Origin of the sequence: Aliiroseovarius marinus (assembly GCF_050881025.1) — a bacterium.
Classification (GTDB): Bacteria; Pseudomonadota; Alphaproteobacteria; order Rhodobacterales; family Rhodobacteraceae; genus Aliiroseovarius; species Aliiroseovarius marinus_A.
The window spans coordinates 4,008-24,751 of record NZ_JBNNXQ010000006.1 but is presented as its reverse complement, the minus strand read 5'-3'; the positions used below and the strand labels follow the sequence as shown (position 1 = coordinate 24,751).

Annotated in this window: 16 protein-coding genes and 1 pseudogene; 2 read left to right on the top strand and 15 right to left on the bottom strand. The window is 57.5% G+C overall.

The window, feature by feature from the left end; all coding sequences use genetic code 11:
* The 4 genes from ACRY08_RS14735 to rpsL all read right to left on the bottom strand — a co-directional run.
* A partial coding sequence (locus ACRY08_RS14735; protein WP_432448859.1) for a GTP-binding protein occupies positions 1-125 on the bottom strand: 125 nt, incomplete at its 3' end.
* Between the two features lie 55 nt (positions 126-180).
* Entirely contained in the window at positions 181-2,298 is a 2,118-nt protein-coding gene (gene fusA, locus ACRY08_RS14730; RefSeq protein WP_432450716.1) for an elongation factor G, read from the bottom strand.
* Between the two features lie 21 nt (positions 2,299-2,319).
* On the bottom strand, positions 2,320-2,790 hold the full coding sequence (gene rpsG / locus ACRY08_RS14725; RefSeq protein ID WP_432450715.1) for a 30S ribosomal protein S7: 471 nt from the start codon (positions 2,788-2,790) through the stop codon (positions 2,320-2,322).
* A 12-nt stretch (positions 2,791-2,802) separates the two neighbouring features.
* Positions 2,803-3,174, bottom strand: a complete 372-nt coding sequence (rpsL, locus tag ACRY08_RS14720; protein ID WP_008182915.1) for a 30S ribosomal protein S12 — start codon at positions 3,172-3,174, stop codon at positions 2,803-2,805.
* Between the two features lie 354 nt (positions 3,175-3,528).
* Here rpsL and ACRY08_RS14715 point away from each other — a divergent pair, with 354 nt between their 5' ends.
* On the top strand, positions 3,529-4,545 hold the full coding sequence (locus tag ACRY08_RS14715) for a glycosyltransferase family 2 protein (RefSeq protein ID WP_432450714.1): 1,017 nt from the start codon (positions 3,529-3,531) through the stop codon (positions 4,543-4,545).
* 19 nt (positions 4,546-4,564) lie between these two features.
* Here the strand turns inward: ACRY08_RS14715 and ACRY08_RS14710 are convergent, their stop codons facing one another.
* The 8 genes from ACRY08_RS14710 to rplK form a co-directional block, all read right to left on the bottom strand.
* Positions 4,565-5,422 (bottom strand): DMT family transporter, encoded by an 858-nt coding sequence (locus ACRY08_RS14710; protein ID WP_432450713.1) that lies wholly within the window; start codon positions 5,420-5,422, stop codon positions 4,565-4,567.
* A 114-nt stretch (positions 5,423-5,536) separates the two neighbouring features.
* Complete coding sequence (rpoC, locus tag ACRY08_RS14705) at positions 5,537-9,793, bottom strand: DNA-directed RNA polymerase subunit beta' (RefSeq protein ID WP_432450712.1); 4,257 nt, start codon at positions 9,791-9,793, stop codon at positions 5,537-5,539.
* A gap of 301 nt (positions 9,794-10,094) precedes the next feature.
* Positions 10,095-14,231, bottom strand: a complete 4,137-nt coding sequence (rpoB, locus tag ACRY08_RS14700; RefSeq protein ID WP_432450711.1) for a DNA-directed RNA polymerase subunit beta — start codon at positions 14,229-14,231, stop codon at positions 10,095-10,097.
* A gap of 250 nt (positions 14,232-14,481) precedes the next feature.
* Positions 14,482-14,859, bottom strand: a complete 378-nt coding sequence (rplL, locus tag ACRY08_RS14695; RefSeq protein WP_432450710.1) for a 50S ribosomal protein L7/L12 — start codon at positions 14,857-14,859, stop codon at positions 14,482-14,484.
* Positions 14,860-14,931: 72 nt separating this feature from the next.
* Positions 14,932-15,444, bottom strand: a complete 513-nt coding sequence (gene rplJ, locus ACRY08_RS14690; RefSeq protein ID WP_432450709.1) for a 50S ribosomal protein L10 — start codon at positions 15,442-15,444, stop codon at positions 14,932-14,934.
* Positions 15,445-15,823: 379 nt separating this feature from the next.
* Positions 15,824-17,299: an adenylyltransferase/cytidyltransferase family protein gene (locus ACRY08_RS14685; RefSeq protein WP_432450717.1), complete on the bottom strand. Its 1,476-nt coding sequence runs from the start codon at positions 17,297-17,299 to the stop codon at positions 15,824-15,826.
* A gap of 154 nt (positions 17,300-17,453) precedes the next feature.
* Complete coding sequence (gene rplA / locus ACRY08_RS14680) at positions 17,454-18,152, bottom strand: 50S ribosomal protein L1 (protein ID WP_432450708.1); 699 nt, start codon at positions 18,150-18,152, stop codon at positions 17,454-17,456.
* Between the two features lies 1 nt (position 18,153).
* On the bottom strand, positions 18,154-18,579 hold the full coding sequence (gene rplK / locus ACRY08_RS14675; RefSeq protein WP_432450707.1) for a 50S ribosomal protein L11: 426 nt from the start codon (positions 18,577-18,579) through the stop codon (positions 18,154-18,156).
* A gap of 243 nt (positions 18,580-18,822) precedes the next feature.
* Here rplK and ACRY08_RS14670 point away from each other — a divergent pair, with 243 nt between their 5' ends.
* Complete coding sequence (locus tag ACRY08_RS14670; RefSeq protein WP_432450706.1) at positions 18,823-19,476, top strand: alpha/beta hydrolase; 654 nt, start codon at positions 18,823-18,825, stop codon at positions 19,474-19,476.
* Positions 19,477-19,530: 54 nt separating this feature from the next.
* On the opposite strand, the gene nusG is transcribed toward ACRY08_RS14670, so the two are convergent.
* From nusG to ACRY08_RS14655, 3 genes and pseudogenes are all read right to left on the bottom strand, one after another.
* Positions 19,531-20,064, bottom strand: coding sequence for a transcription termination/antitermination protein NusG (gene nusG / locus ACRY08_RS14665; RefSeq protein ID WP_432450705.1), 534 nt, complete (start codon positions 20,062-20,064; stop codon positions 19,531-19,533).
* A gap of 155 nt (positions 20,065-20,219) precedes the next feature.
* On the bottom strand, positions 20,220-20,411 hold the full coding sequence (gene secE, locus ACRY08_RS14660) for a preprotein translocase subunit SecE (RefSeq protein WP_432450704.1): 192 nt from the start codon (positions 20,409-20,411) through the stop codon (positions 20,220-20,222).
* A gap of 70 nt (positions 20,412-20,481) precedes the next feature.
* Positions 20,482-20,744, bottom strand: a pseudogene (locus ACRY08_RS14655) (hypothetical protein); the annotation flags it as partial.

Sequence of the window (20,744 nt, the reverse complement as noted above, 5' to 3'; positions counted from 1 at the left end):
TATGCCTGGAAGTCACCAAAATACTTGGTGATCGCTGCCGTCAGTGTGGTTTTACCGTGGTCAACGTGGCCGATCGTGCCAACGTTTACGTGCGGCTTACCGCGTTCAAACTTTTCCTTTGCCATGATGGCCTCCTGTTAAGCTGAGGGCCGGGCAGGTTCCCCTGCCCGGCTTGTTCGATTAGGCGTATTTCGCCTGAATTTCGTCCGAGATGTTCTGCGGAACCGGATCGTAATGCGAGAACTGCATCGTGAACTGCGCGCGGCCCGAAGACATGGAGCGCAGGGTGTTGATGTAGCCAAACATGTTTGCCAGCGGAACGTTCGCATCAATCGCCACGGCGTTGCCGCGCGGCTCTTGACCCGACACCTGACCGCGACGCGAGGTCAGATCGCCGATGATACCACCGGTGTATTCCTCGGGCGTGATCACTTCCACTTTCATGATCGGCTCAAGCAGCTTGGCGCCAGCCAAACGCATACCTTCGCGCATACACATACGTGCAGCGATTTCGAAGGCCAGAACCGACGAGTCAACGTCGTGGAACTTACCGTCGTTCAGGGCAACCTTGAAGTCGATCACGGGGAAGCCAGCCAAGGGGCCGCTGTCCATAACCGAGTTGATGCCTTTTTCAACGCCGGGGATGTATTCCTTCGGCACGGCACCACCAACGATGCGGCTTTCGAACGAATAGCCTTCGCCTGCTTCAGTCGGCATGATTTCCATTTTGACTTCAGCATACTGACCCGAACCACCCGACTGTTTCTTGTGGGTGTAGGTGTGCTCGACCGGCTTCGAGATGGTCTCGCGGTAAGCAACCTGCGGGGCACCGATGTTGGCTTCCACTTTGAACTCGCGCTTCAGACGGTCCACCAGGATGTCCAGGTGAAGTTCGCCCATGCCCTTCATGATGGTCTGACCCGATTCCAGGTCAGTTTCCACACGGAACGAGGGGTCTTCTGCAGCCAGACGTGCCAGACCTTGCGACATTTTTTCTTGGTCGCCTTTGGTCTTCGGCTCAACCGCGATCTCGATAACCGGATCGGGGAAGGTCATGGTTTCCAGAACCACCGGCTCTTTGGCGTCGCACAGCGTGTCACCCGTGGTCGTGTCTTTCAGACCGGCCAGCGCGATGATGTCGCCTGCAAATGCCTCTTCGATCTCTTCACGATCGTTCGAGTGCATCATCATCATACGACCAACGCGTTCTTTTTTGCCTTTGGTCGAGTTCAGGATGCTGTCGCCCTTGTTCAGGACGCCCGAGTAGATGCGGGTGAAGGTCAGCGAGCCAACGAAGGGGTCGTTCATGATTTTGAACGCCAGAGCCGAGAAGGCCATGTCGTCGTCCGCACGGCGGGCGATGTCACGAGTCTCGGTTTCGTCACCGGGTTTGAAGCCCATGTAATCAACAACGTCCAGCGGGCTGGGCAGATAGTCGATAACGGCGTTCAGAAGCGGCTGGACACCTTTGTTTTTGAAGGCCGAGCCACCCAGAACCGGAACGAAGTCCAGCGCCAGAGTACCTTTGCGCAGCAGTTTGCGCAGGGTGTCGGCATCGGGTTCATTGCCTTCCAGATAGGCTTCCATGGCGTCGTCGTCTTGCTCGACGGCGGCTTCGATCATCTTCTCGCGCCACTCGTTGGCCATGTCCGACAGGCTGTCACGGATCGGTGCTTTGATCCACGATGCGCCAAGGTCTTCACCCTGCCACAGCCACTCTTCCATGTTGACCAGATCGATCAGACCTTCCAGCTCGGTTTCTGCACCGATCGGAATGCCAACCGGAACGGCGCGCGCGCCGGTGCGGTCTTCGATCATGTTCACACAGTTGAAGAAGTCAGCGCCGATTTTGTCCATCTTGTTGACGAACACCATACGCGGAACCTTGTAGCGGTCAGCCTGACGCCACACGGTTTCGGTCTGGGGTTCAACACCAGCGTTGGCGTCCAGAACACAGACAGCACCATCGAGAACCGCCAGCGAACGTTCAACTTCAATGGTGAAGTCAACGTGGCCGGGGGTGTCGATGATGTTCATGCGGTGCTTGGGCGTCTGAGCGGTTTCACCGTCTTCGGTGCGTTCCCAGAAAGTGGTGGTCGCAGCCGAGGTGATGGTGATGCCGCGTTCCTGCTCCTGCTCCATCCAGTCCATGGTGGCCGCACCATCGTGCACCTCACCAATGTTGTGGGACTTGCCGGTGTAGTAGAGGATACGCTCGGAGCAGGTGGTTTTACCTGCGTCGATGTGAGCCATGATGCCGAAGTTACGGTACAGCTCGAGCGGATATTCGCGTGCCATGGTTGTCTTCCTTCCTTGGCTTTACCAGCGGTAATGGCTGAACGCTTTGTTGGCGTCGGCCATTTTGTGGGTGTCTTCGCGTTTCTTAACGGCAGTCCCGCGCGAGTTCACAGCATCCAGAAGTTCGCCGGCAAGACGCTCTTCCATGGTGTTCTCGTTGCGGTTACGTGCGGCGGTGATCAGCCAGCGGATGGCCAGCGCTTCGCGACGCTCGGGACGAACTTCAACGGGCACCTGATAGGTGGCACCACCCACGCGGCGCGAACGAACTTCGACCGAGGGTTTGATGTTGTCCAGCGCTTCGTGGAAAACTTCCACAGGTGCGCGTTTGATCTTGTCTTCGATGCGATCCAGCGCATTGTAGACGATCTTTTCTGCGACCGACTTTTTGCCGTCGATCATCAGGTTGTTCATGAATTTCGAAAGAACTACATCGCCAAATTTGGCGTCGGGCAGAACTTGGCGCTTCTCAGCGGCGTGACGACGAGACATATCTGACTCTCCTTACTTCGGACGCTTCGCGCCGTATTTCGAACGACGTTGCTTACGGTCTTTGACGCCTTGGGTATCCAACACACCACGCAGGATGTGGTAACGGACACCCGGAAGGTCTTTCACACGACCGCCACGGATCAGAACCACAGAGTGTTCCTGAAGGTTGTGGCTTTCACCCGGGATGTAGGAGATGACCTCGAAACCGTTGGTCAGGCGAACCTTCGCAACTTTACGCATAGCCGAGTTCGGCTTCTTCGGGGTCGTGGTGTAAACGCGGGTGCAAACACCGCGCTTTTGGGGGCAAGATTCCAGGTGCTGCGACTTGGAACGCTTGACTTTGGGCTGACGCGGCTTGCGGATCAGCTGTTGGATCGTTGGCATAGGGCTCTTTTCCCGTTTCTCAACTTCGTCTACGCAAGGCTAGAGCCCCACGCGGTTAAATCTTTTCCGTGTAACGGGCCGGTGACAGGAAACCCGCCAAAACCCGCAAAACGAAAACCCGCGAGCGTTTCCATTCCGAGGCAAACGTCGCGGTTGGTTCACAGAGGATCAGTGCTTCAAAGTAGCGCTGAACTTGATCCCTCAATACTGGATAGCCGGGGCGAACCCAGCTGGATGTTCGCGCATATAGAAGGTTGCGCCGCTTGTGTCAACCGTCGCGCAGACTTGCGAAGGGCACCGGGATCAGCTTTGGTTGGGTCGATTATAGAAACATGATTCCCAGCAGGAATACACTTGCGCAAACTTGAACACAGCGTGGTCGTCACCGCGATACGGAACGAAGGCCCCTTTCTTATCGAATGGTTGGCCTGGCATAGGATGCTTGGGTTTGACAATGTGCTTGTGCTTCACAATGACTGCACCGATCATTCGCCGCAACTTCTGCGCCTGTTGGAACGCGCGGGCTTTCTGACGCAGAAAAGCCAGCAACCAAAGGACGGTGAACCACCGAAACTAGAGGCCTATCGCATCGCGGCTCAGCACAAATTGGTGCGCAAGGCCAGTTGGGCTCTGGTCTGCGATGTTGACGAATTTCTTGTGGTCAAAACGGGCGACGGAGGGATCGCCGACCTGGCCGATAGTATCGGGCCTGATCATATGGGCATGGCGATCAACTGGAAGGTTTTTGGCACTGACGGTCAAGTCCAGTGGTCCGACGAACTGGTGCATCGACGGTTCCGACGATGTGGGCCCACCCAAACGGTTCAGAACAAGTGCTTCAAGGTGTTTTATCGCGAACCCAATCTGTTTGGCACAATACGGTCACATGGACCAGCCGACTGGTTGGGCAGCGGCAATTGGAACCAAGACATACGCACCTTTGTTACCTCGGACGGTCAACACCTGGAAACCTACACAGCGAACAACAATCCTCCCAATGGGACGGAGTATGAACGCATTTCGCACGGGCTGGCGCAGCTCAATCACTATGCCCTGCAATCGGCAGAGAAATACGGGCTAAAACGCCAGCATCTGTCCTCGGCTGCCAATCTGGTGCGTTACACGGACGAGTTTTTCGAACGGTTCGACCAAAATTCGCAAGAAGACAACTCGGTTGACACCTACAAGCAGGAATTTGACCGCGCCTATGCAGAGATTATGGCTGTGCCCGGTGTCAAACGGCTACATCATCTATGCTGTGCGGACATGGTTGCGCGCATATTGGCACTAAAAAACGAAGATCCGGTCTGGGATCCTCGTTGGCAGCACCATATGGAGACAGCCGGGACATCACCCAGCCACAGGGGATAACCACACAGGTCAATCGCACCTATGCCCTACGTTCGCGAAACAACGTAAATAGCCCCGTTGCGACGACAATCACGGCGCCTGTCAGGGTCAGGCTGTCAGGCCATTCGTTGAACAATACCAGCCCAAGTATAAGTGCCCAGATCAAGCCTGTGTAGCGGAAGGGCGCTGCAAAGGCGATGTCGCCCACGCGCATAACCATCACGGAAAAGAGGTAGCCAAGGAAAATGAAGATGGCGGCCAGCCCCAAAATGGACAGCGACCAGCCATCCATTGGCACCCATTCAACGCCGATCGAGGCTGCGCCAAAGCCAACCGTGATCGCAACTGCGGCCATGATCGCCACTGTCATCGACGGCGTTTCCGGGGACAGTTTGCGGACAATCAGGTCGCGGAAGGTAATACAGCAGACCGCCCCCAGCGCATAAAACGACCACGCGGAAAACCCCACTCCGGGTTTTACGATCAACAGCACCCCGATAAATCCGATCCCGATGGCGCCCAGCCTTCGCCAGCCCAGCGGCTCGGACAGAAATGCCCAGGCAGCCAGTGCAATTGCCAACGGCAAGACCTGCAAAATTGCCGTTACATTGGCGATGGGCATGTGAAACAGTGCCGTGAGAAAACAGTAGGTTGCCCCGGCTTCCCCGACGCATCGCAGGGCGATTAGTTTCCAGTCGCGTGCAGGCAGATCAAAGCGTAGCGCACCCAGATATCGTCCCAATGCATAAAGCAGAACGCAGGTCAGAACACCGCGCAAAAACACGGCCTGTTCCAAGGGCATCGAGATCGACAAGACCTTCATGCAGGCATCGTTGAACGTATAGCCAGCCATAGAGCCTGTCATCAGGGCCGCGGCTTTGAAGTTGTCAGAGGACATGGTGCGTCTTTCAAACCAGAACCCATGCAGCTAACCGATCTTTCAGCGCCACGCCAAGCCCAAAAGAAAAGCCCCGCCGTTTGGCGGGGCTTCCTGTTTTCATTTGCAGACCGATCAGGGCTGTTCGCTGGAGCCCGCTTCCGGGGTTTCCACCAAACCCAGATCGTCTTCCGGCGCATCGCCAAAGACGTCTTCGGCCGGGGCAGCCAGTGCCGCAGCGGCTTCGGCTTCGGCGCGGGCCTCTTCGATCACTTTCATGTCGCGGCTCTGAGCGATGGCGCGCACTTTCTGCGTGGCCCCACCGGTCCCTGCCGGGATCAGACGACCCACGATCACGTTCTCTTTCAGGCCAACCAGCTTGTCCTTCTTACCCTGCACGGAGGCTTCGGTAAGAACGCGGGTGGTTTCCTGGAACGACGCGGCCGAGATGAACGAACGGGTCTGCAGCGAAGCCTTGGTGATCCCCAGAAGGATCGGCTCGGCCGAGGCCAGACGACGCCCTTCGGCAGCCGCTTTTTCGTTTGCGGCCACGTATTCGGCTTTGTCCACATGCTCGCCTTTGAGCAGTGTGGTCTCGCCCGAATCCAAGATCTCCCACTTCTGCAGCATCTGGCGAACGATCACCTCGATGTGCTTGTCGTTGATCTTCACGCCCTGCAGACGATACACGTCCTGAACTTCGTCGATCATATAATCGGCCAGAGCCTCGACACCCATGATGGACAGGATGTCATGCGGCGCCGGGTTGCCGTCCATGATGTATTCACCCTTCTGGATGAAGTCACCTTCGGCAACCGGGATGTGCTTACCTTTGGGCACCATGTATTCCACGGTCTCAAGGTTCTCATCCGCAGGCTCGATCGAGATGCGACGCTTGTTCTTGTAGTCGCGGCCAAAGCGCACGTAACCATCGATCTCGGCGATGATTGCGTGATCTTTCGGACGACGCGCTTCAAAGAGTTCAGCAACACGCGGCAGACCACCGGTGATGTCTTTCGTCTTCGCACCTTCACGCGGGATACGCGCCACAACGTCACCAGCTTTCACGCCCTGCCCGTCTTCGACCGACAGAATGGCGTCAACCGACATGGTATAGGTCACCGGATTGCCCGCATCGTTGCGGACCGGCTCGCCATCTTCAGCGACAAGGATCACTTCCGGTTTCAGCTCGTTCCCTTTCGGGGCCGAACGCCAGTCCGACACGATCTTCTGTGTCATGCCCGTTGCGTCATCGGTTTCGTCACGCACCGAGATGCCGCTGACAAGGTCAACGAACTTCGCGGTCCCGTCTTTCTCAGCGATGATCGGCAGGGTGAACGGGTCCCATTCAAACAGCTTGTCGCCACGGCCAACGGTCGCACCATCCTTGACGAACAGTTTCGACCCGTAACCGATTTTGAACGAAGCACGCTCTTCACCGTTTTCGTCCATGATCGCCATAACCATGTTGCGGCCCATGACGACAATCTCGCCATCACGGTTCTCAAGCACCGACGCGTTGCGATACTCGATCTTGCCTTCCTGGTTGGCTTCCTGGAACGACTGCTGACCACCTTGGGCAACACCACCAATGTGGAAAGTCCGCATGGTCAGCTGGGTGCCGGGTTCACCGATCGACTGAGCAGCAATAATGCCGACAGCTTCGCCGATGTTCACCTTGGTGCCGCGCGCCAGGTCACGACCGTAACAGGCCGCGCAAACGCCTTCTTCGCTTTCACAGGTCAGCGGGCTGCGGATGCGGACGGCGGCAACGCCGCTTTCCTCGATCGCATCAGCCTTGCGTTCGTCGATCAGCTCGCCCTTGGCCACAAGCACCTCTTCGGTGCCCGGAACCAGAACGTCCTCAGCAACGACACGACCCAGAACACGTTCGCCCAGAGTTGCCACAACCTCGCCGTCGTTCACAGCAGCTTCTGCAGTGATCGAGTTCTCGGTGCCACAATCCTGCTCGCGCACGATGCAGTCCTGAGCCACGTCAACCAGACGACGGGTCAGGTAACCCGAGTTCGCAGTTTTCAGAGCGGTATCCGACAGACCCTTACGGGCACCGTGGGTCGAGTTGAAGTACTCGAGCACGGTCAGACCTTCTTTAAAGTTCGAGATAATCGGCGTTTCGATAATCTCGCCCGAAGGCTTGGCCATCAGGCCGCGCATGCCGCCCAGCTGTTTCATCTGGGTAACAGAACCACGCGCACCGGAGTGGGCCATCATGTAAACCGAGTTCGGTTCCATTTCGGCGCCATTCTCATCGCGCTTGTTGGACGAGATCGTGTCCATCATGGCGTCGGTGACTTTGTCGTTACACTTCGACCAGGCGTCGACAACTTTGTTGTACTTCTCGCCCAGAGTGATCAGGCCGTCCATATACTGCTGTTCGAACCCTTTCACCTGATCGCGGGTCTCATCCACGATCGGCCATTTGGTGTCCGGAATAACCATGTCGTCCTTACCGAACGAGATGCCAGCCTTGAACGCTTCTTTGAAGCCCATCGACATGATCTGGTCACAGAAGATCACGCTCTCTTTCTGACCGCAGTAACGGTAGACGGTGTCGATGACCTGCTGCACTTCTTTCTTGCGCAGAAGACGGTTCACAAGGCTAAACGGTGCCTTGTTGTTCTGCGGCAGAAGCGCGCCCAGACGGACACGGCCCGGCGTGGTTTCAAAGCGCACCATGACGGTGTTGCCTTCCTCGTCCACCTGCGGCAGACGCGCCTGAACTTTGGCGTGCAGATGCACTTCGCCAGCGTCCAGAGCGTGGATCACTTCGTCAACATCCGAGAACACCATGCCCTCGCCCTTCATGCCTTCACGCTCCATCGAGATGTAGTAGAGGCCAAGGATCATATCCTGCGACGGCACGATGATCGGCGCGCCGTTGGCGGGCGACAGAACGTTGTTCGTCGACATCATCAACACGCGGGCTTCCAGCTGGGCTTCCAGCGAAAGCGGAACGTGCACAGCCATCTGGTCACCGTCGAAGTCAGCGTTGAACGCCGAACAGACAAGCGGGTGCAGCTGGATGGCTTTACCTTCGATCAGAACCGGCTCGAACGCCTGAATGCCAAGACGGTGCAACGTGGGTGCACGGTTCAGCATGACCGGGTGTTCACGGATCACTTCGTCCAAGATATCCCAAACTTCGGGACGCTCTTTTTCCACCAGTTTCTTGGCTTGCTTCACAGTGGAAGACAGGCCCTTGGCTTCAAGACGCGAATAGATGAACGGCTTGAACAGTTCCAAGGCCATCTTCTTGGGCAGACCACATTGGTGCAGCTTCAGCTCAGGCCCGGTCACAATGACCGAACGACCCGAGAAGTCGACTCGTTTACCCAAAAGGTTCTGACGGAAGCGACCCTGCTTACCTTTCAACATGTCCGAGAGCGATTTCAGCGGACGCTTGTTGGCGCCGGTGATCACGCGGCCACGACGGCCGTTGTCAAACAGAGCATCCACGGATTCCTGCAGCATACGCTTTTCGTTGCGCACGATGATGTCAGGGGCGCGCAGCTCGATCAGGCGCTTCAGACGGTTGTTCCGGTTGATCACGCGGCGATACAGATCGTTCAGATCCGAGGTCGCGAAACGGCCACCATCCAGCGGCACCAGCGGGCGCAGCTCTGGCGGGATGACCGGGATCACGGTCAGGATCATCCATTCCGGGCGGTTGCCCGATTCAATGAACGACTCAACGATCTTCAGACGCTTGATGATCTTCTTGGGCTTCAATTCGCCCGTGGCTTCGGCCAGATCAGCGCGCAGCTGCTCGGCTTCCGCTTCCAGATCAATCGCCGCCAGCATTTCGCGGATCGCTTCAGCGCCGATATTGGCGGTGAAGGCGTCCATGCCGAAGGTGTCCTGGGCGTCCATGAACTCTTCTTCGGTCATCAGCTGACCATACTGAAGGTCCGTCAGGCCCGGCTCGATCACAACGTAGTTCTCGAAGTACAGGATGCGTTCCAGATCACGCAGGGTCATGTCCAGCATGAGGCCGATGCGCGAGGGCAGCGACTTCAAAAACCAGATGTGAGCGACAGGGGCTGCCAGCTCGATATGGCCCATACGCTCGCGGCGCACTTTCTGAAGGGTAACTTCCACACCACATTTCTCGCAGACAACGCCGCGATACTTCATGCGCTTATATTTACCGCACAGGCATTCGTAATCTTTGACCGGGCCAAAGATACGGGCACAGAACAGACCGTCACGCTCGGGTTTGAACGTCCGGTAGTTGATGGTCTCGGGCTTTTTGATCTCGCCATAGGACCACGAAAGAATCCGTTCCGGGCTGGCCAGCGAGACTTTGATTTCGTCAAAGGTCTTGGGCGCTGCCAGAGGGTTGAACGGGTTTGTTGTCAGTTCCTGGTTCATAGTGTGTCCTTTCCCTGTTCCGGGCAGGAGAAAACAAAGTTTCTTAGACCGTAGATGCTTAGGCCCCGGGTGAGGCGGATATCTTCATCAGATGTCGATTTGGGTAGTCCGCAGAATTCTTTGGCTCTACCGGCCACACGCTTTTCGCCCGCAGAGCTATCACTCCAGGCCAAAACTCCTACCTCTGTTGAGGCAGAATGCGTGTACCCTCGATCATCCTCTTTCAGTTCAGCGATCCGGACAGAACCGCCGCAAGCAGCCAAGCCCATCACGGAAAGACTAGAGATCATTGCTACAGGTCTCACTCCTCGCCCTCCGCATCCAGGAGTTCCATGTTGAGGCCGAGGCCGCGGACTTCTTTGACAAGAACGTTGAACGATTCCGGCACGCCGGCTTCGAAGTTGTCCTCGCCTTTGACGATGCTTTCGTAGACTTTCGTCCGGCCAGCAACGTCATCCGACTTGACGGTAAGCATCTCTTGCAGCGTGTACGCCGCGCCATATGCTTCCAGAGCCCAAACCTCCATCTCACCGAAGCGCTGACCACCGAACTGCGCCTTACCACCCAGCGGCTGCTGAGTAACAAGCGAGTATGGACCGGTCGAACGCGCGTGGATTTTGTCGTCCACAAGGTGGTGCAGTTTCAGCAGGTACTTCACGCCAACGGTAACTTCGCGCGAGAACTGTTCGCCGGTACGACCGTCAAACAGAACCGACTGACCCGAGGTATCGAAACCGGCACGTGTCAGCGCGTCGTTTACGTCAGCCTCTTTGGCGCCGTCGAAGACCGGCGTTGCGATCGGCACACCATTGGTCACGTTGGACGCTGCATCCACCAGATCATCTTCGCCCATGCCAGCGATGCCTTCTTCATAGACATCGTCGCCATATGCGATGCGCATGGCTTCGCGAACCGGGGTCAGATCGCCAGAGCGGCGGTATTCACCCAGAGCTTCGTCCACGTTCAGACCCAGACCGCGCGCGGCCCAACCCATGTGGGTTTCAAGGATCTGACCAACGTTCATACGTGACGGCACGCCCAGCGGGTTCAGACAGAAGTCAACCGGCGTACCATCGGCCAGGAACGGCATGTCTTCCATCGGTACAACCTTGGAAATAACACCTTTGTTCCCGTGACGACCGGCCATCTTGTCGCCCGGCTGAAGCTTGCGCTTCACGGCAACGAAGACTTTGACCATCTTCATCACGCCCGGCGGCAGGTCGTCGCCACGACGGACCTTTTCGACCTTGTCTTCAAAACGCGCATCCAGAGCACGTTTCTGGGCTTCGAACTGTTCGTTCAGGGCTTCGACGATTTTCGCGTCGTCTTCGTCCTCAAGCGCCAGCTGCCACCACTGACCGCGGCTCAGACCTTCCAGCAGTTCATCGGTGATCTTCGACCCCGACTTCACGCCTTTCGGACCTTTCACGGCCACCTTGCCAAGGATCATGTCCTTCAGGCGGGCATAGATGTTGCGCTCCAGAATGTGCAGCTCGTCATCACGGTCGCGGGCAAGGCTTTCGACCTCTTCGCGCTCGATCTGAAGGGCGCGTTCGTCCTTTTCAACGCCGTGGCGGTTGAAGACGCGAACTTCCACAACGGTGCCGAAGTCACCCGGCTTCACGCGCAGCGAGGTGTCGCGCACGTCCGAGGCCTTCTCGCCGAAGATGGCGCGCAGAAGTTTTTCTTCCGGCGTCATCGGGCTTTCACCCTTCGGCGTGATCTTACCGACCAGAATGTCGCCCGGTTCCACATCCGCGCCGATGTAAACGATGCCAGCCTCGTCGAGGTTGCGCAGCGCTTCTTCACCGACATTCGGGATGTCGCGGGTGATTTCTTCCGGCCCAAGCTTGGTGTCACGAGCAGCGACTTCGAATTCTTCGATGTGAACCGAAGTGAAGACGTCGTCGCGCGCGATACGCTCGGAAATCAGGATCGAGTCTTCGTAGTTGTAGCCATTCCACGGCATGAACGCGACGACCACGTTCTTACCCAGAGCCAGTTCGCCCATATCGGTGGACGGGCCATCGGCAACCACTTCGCCTTTCGACACCTTCTGACCCACTTTCACCAGCGGACGCTGGTTGATGCAGGTGTTCTGGTTCGAACGCTGGAACTTGCGCAGACGGTAGATGTCCACGCCCGCGTCGCCCAGACCAAGGTCTTCGGTGGCACGGATCACGATACGGGTGGCGTCCACTTGGTCGATCACACCGCCGCGCTTGGCCTGAATGGCCGCGCCTGAGTCGATCGCAACCTTGCCTTCGATGCCGGTGCCCACGAAAGGCGCCTCGGCACGCAGAAGCGGCACGGCCTGACGTTGCATGTTCGACCCCATCAGGGCGCGGTTAGCATCGTCGTTTTCAAGGAACGGGATCAGCGAGGCTGCAACAGATACCAGCTGCTTGGGCGACACGTCGATCAGGTCAACGCTTTCGCGCTGCGCCATGGTGTATTCGCCCGACTGACGGGTGTTCACCAGATCGTTTTCAAACCGACCATTTTCGTCCAGATGCGCGTTGGCCTGCGCCACGGTGTGACGCATTTCCTCGGTGGCGGACATATAGTTCACCTCGTCGGTGACCTTGCCATCCACAACCTTGCGATACGGGGTCTCGATGAAGCCGTATTTGTTCACGCGGGCAAAAGTTGCCAGCGAGTTGATCAGACCAATGTTCGGCCCTTCCGGCGTTTCAATCGGACACATGCGGCCATAGTGAGTGGCGTGAACGTCACGCACCTCGAAGCCAGCACGTTCGCGGGTCAGACCGCCCGGCCCAAGCGCCGACAGGCGGCGTTTATGGGTGACTTCCGACAGCGGGTTCGTTTGGTCCATGAACTGCGACAGCTGCGAGGAACCGAAGAACTCGCGAACAGCGGCCGCAGCCGGTTTCGCGTTGATCAGATCCTGCGGCATCACGGTGTCAATCTCGACCGAGGACATACGTTCCTTGATCGCGCGCTCCATGCGCAGCAGGCCAACGCGGTACTGATTTTCCATCAGCTCGCCGACCGAGCGCACACGACGGTTGCCAAGGTGGTCGATGTCGTCCACGTCGCCACGGCCATCACGCAGATCAACCAGCGCCTTGATGCAGGCGATGATGTCTTCGCGACGCAAGGTGCGCTGAGTATCCTCAGCGTCCAGAGCCAGGCGCATGTTCATTTTCACGCGACCAACAGCCGACAGATCGTAACGCTCGGAATCGAAGAACAGCGTGTCGAACAGCGCCGAAGCGGCTTCGACGGTGGGCGGTTCACCCGGACGCATCACGCGGTAGATGTCCATAAGCGCGGTGTCGCGACCCATGTTCTTGTCTGCTGCCAGCGTGTTGCGGATGTAAGGACCCACGTTCACGTTGTCGATGTCCAGAACCGGAATATCGGTGATGCCCGCGTCCATCAGATCTTTGATGGTACCGCCGATCAGCTCGCCATCTTTGTCGTGCTCCAACGTCAGCTCGTCACCAGCTTCGACATAGATCGCGCCGGTTTCTTCGTTGATGATGTCTTTGGCAGCATAGCGGCCAACGATCGCATCAAACGGCACCAACAGGTTGGTGACCTCGCCCGATTCCATCAGCTTCTTGACGGCGCGCGGGGTGATTTTCTTGCCGGCTTCGGCAATGACTTCACCGGTTTTGGCGTCGATCAGATCCTGCACAGGGCGGGTGCCCGCAACACGTTCGGGGAAGAACTTGGTGACCCAACCTTTGTTCTTCTTCAGCTTGAACTGAACGGTGTCGTAATAGGCGTCACAGATACCTTCCTGATCCAGACCCAGCGCATAGAGCAGGGTGGTCACAGGCAGTTTGCGGCGACGGTCGATACGGGCAAAGACGATGTCCTTGGCGTCGAACTCGAAATCCAGCCACGAGCCGCGATAGGGAATGATGCGGCAAGCAAAAAGCAGTTTACCCGACGAATGGGTTTTACCCTTGTCGTGATCAAAGAACACACCGGGCGAGCGGTGCATTTGCGAGACGATCACGCGCTCGGTGCCGTTCACGACAAAGGTGCCGTTCGGCGTCATCAGGGGCATGTCGCCCATGAACACGTCTTGTTCCTTGATGTCCTTGACGGATTTTGCACCCGTATCTTCGTCCACATCAAAGACGATCAGACGCAGGGTCACCTTCAGCGGCGCCGAATATGTCAGGTCGCGCTGTTGGCATTCTTCAACGTCAAACTTCGGCTCTTCCAGTTCGTATTTCACGAACTCAAGAATAGCGGTCTCGTTGAAATCCTTGATCGGGAAAACCGACTGGAAAACAGCGTTGATGCCTTCGCCGTCCATCGGCTCCAGCTGATCGCCTGAATTCAAAAACAAATCATAGGAGCTTTTCTGAACCTCAATCAGGTTCGGCATCTCCAGTACTTCACGGATTTTACCGTAGTATTTACGCAAGCGTTTCTGGCCAAGATAGGTCTGCGCCATAAGGTAACTACCTTTCATTTCTCAACTGAGGTGCCGACCGTCGGGTCCCCGGCAACACCTCGTCCGAGAGGAGAAGAAGTTCGGACCAATTCCCGGGAACCCGCCCAAGGGTTCCCTCCCGATCCTGTGAACCTTTCCCAGGAGAAGGCCCGACATCGCAGGCCCTCTCCAAGACAGGTGCGGCTGGACCCGGATTTCTCCGGGCCCAGCCTTGTTTTTGCGGGCCATCTGGGGCCCAAAAGCGTAACGCTTAGGCCAGCTCGACTTCGGCGCCAGCTGCTTCCAGCTTGCCTTTGATGTCTTCTGCTTCGGCTTTGTCGACGCCTTCTTTGATCTTGCCGCCGCCTTCAACCAGCTCTTTGGCTTCTTTCAGGCCAAGACCGGTGATGCCGCGAACTTCTTTGATCACGTTGATTTTCGAAGCGCCGGCGTTCTTCAGAACGACGTCGAATTCGGTTTTCTCTTCAGCTGCACCGCCAGCGTCGCCGCCAGCTGCACCAGCCATAACAACGGCGCCGCCAGCTGCGGGCTCGATGCCATACTCATCCTTCAGGATGGTTTTCAGTTCTTGTGCTTCAAGCAGGGTCAGACCCACGATCTCTTCAGCAAGTTTTTTCAGATCAGCCATTTGACTTCTTTCCGTATTTAGATGTGTTCCAACGTGAGGCGATATCTCGCTACGCTGGTCTCATAAGATTGCTTAAGCAGCCTTCTCTTCGATGGTCGAGAGAACGGATGCGATGTTCGAAGCAGGTGCGCCAATGGCCCCAGCGATGTTCGAAGCAGGTGCGCCGATGCAGCCAGCGATCGAAGCAATAAGCTCTTCACGCGACGGCATAGCGGCGACGGCTTTCACACCGGCCGGATCCAGAGCATCCTCGCCCATAGCACCACCAAGGATAACGAGCTTTTCGTTGTCTTTGGCGTACTTATCCATGACCTTGGCCGCAGCCACGGGGTCTTCGGAATAGGCAAGAACGGTCATGCCCGTCAGATAGTCAGCGATCGAAGCGACCGGCTTACCTTCGAGGGCGATTTTGGCGAGCCTGTTCTTGGCAACACGCACCGACCCGCCAGCTTCGCGCATTTGCGAACGCAGGTCCTGCATTTCAGCAACCGTGAGACCGGCGTAGTGGGCTACCACAACGACGCCAGAGCTTTCAAAGATCTGGCCGAGTTCCTCGACCACTTTTTCTTTTTGTGCTCTATCCACAGTTTCACTCCAAGTATGGAAGGTTTGACCCCTCCGGCTCATATTTTACCGGGTTTTCAACGAAACCCCGGCAATCGGGTCCGCGATAAGGGTCCTTCGCAAAATCGCCCCAAGGCCAAGCGGCCGCAGGAATTCTTTTGTCCATTTCCCATCTCAGGCAGGAATTATGACACTTGTGCGCGGCCGCTTTTCAGCTTGGCCCACCGGCGTCACCCACCGTCTCGGACGAAACGCAAAACAGCGCACGACGAATCGCACGCTGAGCTGCAAGGTCTATCTAGGGTGTTTGTGCGGGTTTTCCAAGGGTTAAATCACAGTGCGCCAGGATCGGGCACGGTCATCCGTTCCAAACGCTCAACGCAAACAGCCCGGCAAAGGATCAGGCAGGCGAGCGCGCCTTGCCGTCGACCCCCTTCTGGGCCCCGTCCGCCTTGCCCGCGCCACTACGAATGTCATCTTTCAGCATGGTGGTCGAGATATTCTGCGTGCGCGGCAGATAGACCACGTTGCAGATATCCGAAAGGTCGTCAAATTCGCCGGCCCAATCGTCGCCAATGGCAAAAACATCCGCTTTCAGCCGGGTAATGTCAGCGCGCTTCTGATCCCAGCTTCTCTCGGCAATCACTTTGGTCACGAAGCGGCAGGATTTCAGCATCTCGACCCGTTGCTCATAAGGTACGGCCGTTTTCTTGCCTTTCACCTCGTTGAACTCGTCTGTCGAGCAGGCAACGATCACCTCGTCGGCAAGGCGTGACAAGCGTTTCAAAAGCCGCACATGACCGTAATGGAACAAGTCAAAGGTGCCATAGGTGATAACCCGTTTGGGGCGGGTTTCCTTCACCGAGGCCAGGAATTTGCGGAACCGGTTCTGGGCACGCAGCCACTCGAACCGCCAATAGCGGTCGGGGGTGCGCCAGTTTTCGCCATAGTTCACTTCGAGCAGGCGTTCGGGATTGGAGGGGATCGGCAGGCCGGTGATCTCGCAGGTTTTCAGCGGCAGCAGATCGCTCGATTTGGCCTCGCCCAGAAGATAAGGATAGACGTTCAACTTGTCGCCCTCAATCCAGGCCGGGAACAGGTCAAACACCATGCCGTCGCCCACATCGAACTTGATGATCGCGTCATAGCCGCCCTGCTTGGGCTTGTGAGGACGGGCATAACCGTGGGCAATCAGCTCCTGCTGCAGTTGATTGAAGGCCCGCCCGGCCTCTTCCTGACTGCTGGCCTCCAGCACAACGGCCAGGTCCACATCATCATCATGGTCGATCAGCTTGCCATCGCGAACGACGCCCAGCAAGGTCCCCGAGTTGAGGAACACCTTGTCAGAGTATTTCGACAGGACCGACAGGACGTTCTCGACCTTGGTCCAGATTTCGCCATGCGCACGGTTGCTGAAAGTTTTACGGCCATAACCATGGCCCAGCAGATGATCCTGCGGCACATGTTGCAACAGATAATCTTCAAAGGCCTGGAATGCGTCGCTGTCGCCCTGTTGCGCCCGATGGGCCTGCAACAGCTTCATCGACTGGCGCATCGGGCCATTCTTGGTCAGCACGCTCAGACAGAGCATGACCCGCGCCTCGTGCGACAGGCCCAGATCCGCATAGCCAACACGATCCAGCGCTTTCAGCGCAGGCTCGATATCAAAGGTCCGGTCTTGGGCTTGGAACTGCGCCTTGGCCTGCGCGTGCAGCTTTTCGAGCTCTTTCAGATAGGGTCCACGCATAACCCGGCCCTTCAGCGCAAGCGCCGCATGCGCCAGGGGTCTCAGGAATGGCAGGCGGGTCTGCGCCTTAAGTGCCGCCTTGCGCGCCATTGATTTCGCGCGCGACTTCAGCGTGTTTTCCGAATTCATCGTCAATCTATCCAGGCCCGTAAATTCAGAGGTAGTTACATCGGCTGGGCCTTCACGACAAGCGCCTGCACCATTTTTTTGCGTCCCCCACCCACGTGCAAAGAAAAAAGGCGCCCCGTTGGAGCGCCTTTCCTTGTTTCAAACCAAAACCGGATCAGTTGCCGGTGGCATTGTCCACGTCGATGGTCACACCCGGGCCCATGGTCGAGCTCAGTGCGATTTTCTTCATGTAGGTGCCTTTGGCGCCCGAGGGCTTAGCTTTCTGAACGGCGTCCACAAAGGCGCGTACGTTTTCAACAAGCTTGCCTTCGTCGAACGAGGCTTTGCCAAGGCCAGCGTGAACCACGCCACCTTTTTCAGCCTTGAACTGAACTTCGCCGCCTTTGGCCGCTTCAACAGCTTCCTTGACGTCCATGGTCACGGTGCCAACCTTCGGGTTCGGCATCAGGTTGCGCGGGCCAAGAACTTTACCCAAACGACCAACGATTGGCATCATGTCCGGCGTTGCGATGCAACGATCAAACTCGATGGTGCCGCCCTGAATGGTTTCCATCAGGTCCTCTGCGCCCACGATGTCTGCGCCAGCGGCCTGAGCTTCTTCAGCTTTCGGGCCGCGTGCGAAAACAGCAACGCGCATGGTTTTGCCGGTGCCGTTGGGCAGGCCGATCACGCCGCGGACCATCTGGTCTGCGTGACGTGTGTCAACGCCCAGAGCCATGGCGATCTCGATGGTTTCGTCGAACTTGGCCTTTGCGTTGCCCTTTACCAGAGCCACGGCCTCTTCAACACTCAGGTTCTCTTTGCCGGCGAAAGCTTCGCGTGCGGCAGCGGTGCGTTTACCCAGTTTTGCCATCTTACTTCACCTCGATGCCCATGGAGCGGGCCGAACCCAGGATGATCTGCATCGCGGCTTCGATGTCGTTCGCGTTCAGATCTTTCATTTTCGCTTCGGCGATTTCTTTCACCTGAGCAGGGGTCACCGAACCCACGGTCTCGCGACCCGGGTTGTTGGCGCCGGATTTCAACTTGGCAGCCTTGCGCAGGAAATAAGACGCGGGCGGCGTCTTGATGTCCATGGTGAAGGACTTGTCCTGGTAATAGGTGATCACGGTCGGGCACGGCGCGCCGGGCTCCAGTTCCTGCGTCTTGGCGTTGAAGGCCTTGCAGAATTCCATGATGTTGATGCCGCGCTGACCCAGTGCGGGGCCGACGGGCGGGCTGGGGTTGGCTTGACCTGCAGGAACCTGCAGTTTCATCGTGCCAGCGAGTTTCTTAGCCATGTGGCTTCTCCTGTTATCACCACATCGTCACGCGTTGACGATGCTTTGGGGTTAGTGGTCTGGTCTGGCCATCGCGACGGCCGCGCCTCCCACAAAGGAATCGCCCTGCGGACAAAGCCCACCTGGCGACCTGCGCGAGATACACAGGGCAGGTCTTGATGGCAAGGGAAAAGCGTAGGTTTTTGCCTTACTGGCACACGGCCCTATATGAAGCACAAACGCACGCAACGCAAAGGTATCCAAATGAACCGTACAGCTCTTGCAGCCAGCTTGCTCGCCACCACCCTCGGGCTTAGTGCCTGCTCGGGTATTGGAGACTACACAGCCCTGACCCTAACGCCCGAGGGTGACACATTCATTGCCGAGGGCGTGGTTGATGGCACCACTCCAGATATCATGCGCAACGCGCTTCAAACCCACCCCGAGATCAAAACCGTTGTTTTGCAGTATGTACCGGGATCTGCCGACGACGAGGCCAATCTTGAAGCGGCGCGCATGCTGCGCGCAAATGGCATGAACACCGTCGTCCCTTCGGGCGGGCTTGTCGCGTCGGGCGGGACGGACCTGTTTCTGGCCGGTGTCACCCGCGAAATTGGCCCGGGCGCCTGTCTGGGCGTGCACAGCTGGGCCGCTGGCGGCATCACCGGCTTCACCGAGGGCAAGGACGTGCCCAAAGATGATCCGCAGCACCAGCTTTATCTGAGCTACTATGACGAGATGGGCATCCCGCAAGACTTCTATTGGTACACGCTGGACGCCGCAGATGCCGAAAACATCCACTATATGAGCAACCGCGAGCTGACCCAGTTCGGCATGGCCACCACGCCGATTTCTTCCACCGCAGAAGCAACCGCCGCAAGCTGCGAGGCCGTCGCAGCAAAATACGAGTTTTCGTAAAACAAAAAAGGCGCCCAAATCATGGGCGCCTTTAAACCTTCAAACAAGCGCCAATCAGGCCTGTTTGGTAACCTGTGTGTATTCCAGTTCGACCGGAGTTGCCCGGCCAAAGATCGACACCGTCACCTTCAGGCGCTGGTTGTCTTCGTCCACCTCTTCGACCATGCCGTCGAACCCTTCGAACGGGCCGTCAGTCACATTGACCTTCTCGCCCACTTCGAAGCTGATCAGAAGTTTCGGAGCTTCGGCGCCTTCTTCGACGCGGCCCAGGATACCCTGCACCTCGGCGTCGCGCATCGGCATCGGGCGGCCTTGCGGGCCAAGGAAACCGGTCACGCGGTTGATCGAGGTAATCAGGTGATAGCCTTCATCCGACATTTCCATGTGGACCAGCACATAGCCCGGCATAAAGCGGCGTTCGGTCGGAACCTTCTTGCCGCGGCGCACTTCGATGACCTCTTCGGTCGGCACCAGCACTTCGTCGATCTGGTCCTCAAGACCCTTTTCCTCGACCGAGGCCCGGATTGCCTCTGCGATCTTCTTTTCGAAGTTCGACAGCACGCTTACCGAATACCACCGTTTCGCCATGTCAGCCTCTGCATTCCTGCGCCCCGAAGGGACATTTCAAATTTCGTTTTCAGGAACAAAAAATCGGCGTGCAACTTGATTCGCCGCACGCCCGTCCCGAAGTGTTGCCCGAACTACCCCTGAAACGCGCGCATTTCAAGGGGTCACGGGCGCGTTCAGCCGAAGTATCCCAGCACGGCCTCAAGGCTCGCACGGATCCCCAGATCAACAAGCGAGAAAAACAACGCTGTCAGCGCCGCCAGCACGAATACCATGCCGGTGGTCAGCATAACCTCGCGGCGGGTCGGCCAGGTCACTTTGGACACTTCAGCACGCACCTGCTGGATGAATTGCAGCGGATTGGTCATCTGTTTCTCAGCCTTTCATGTATCAGGCGGTCAATTACGCAATCGGGGCGGGGTTTTCAAGCCTTCAAGGTCAGATCAGCCCCAAAAGGCCCAAAGCGATTAACATCACCAGCGCCCCGGCGGCGATCTCGATCATCGGAATGGCGCGCGCGGCAAGGTCGCCGCTGCCCGCCACAAGACCCGCCATCAAGCCGCCACGCAAGCCAACAGACAGCATGGCTGTGGCAATGGTCACGCTGGCCGTGCCCAGTGACATGGCCAGCACGCCGGCCACCCCCTGCCAGACAAGGCCCATCTGCCAGGTCAACACCAACAGGAACAAGGCGCCGGTAC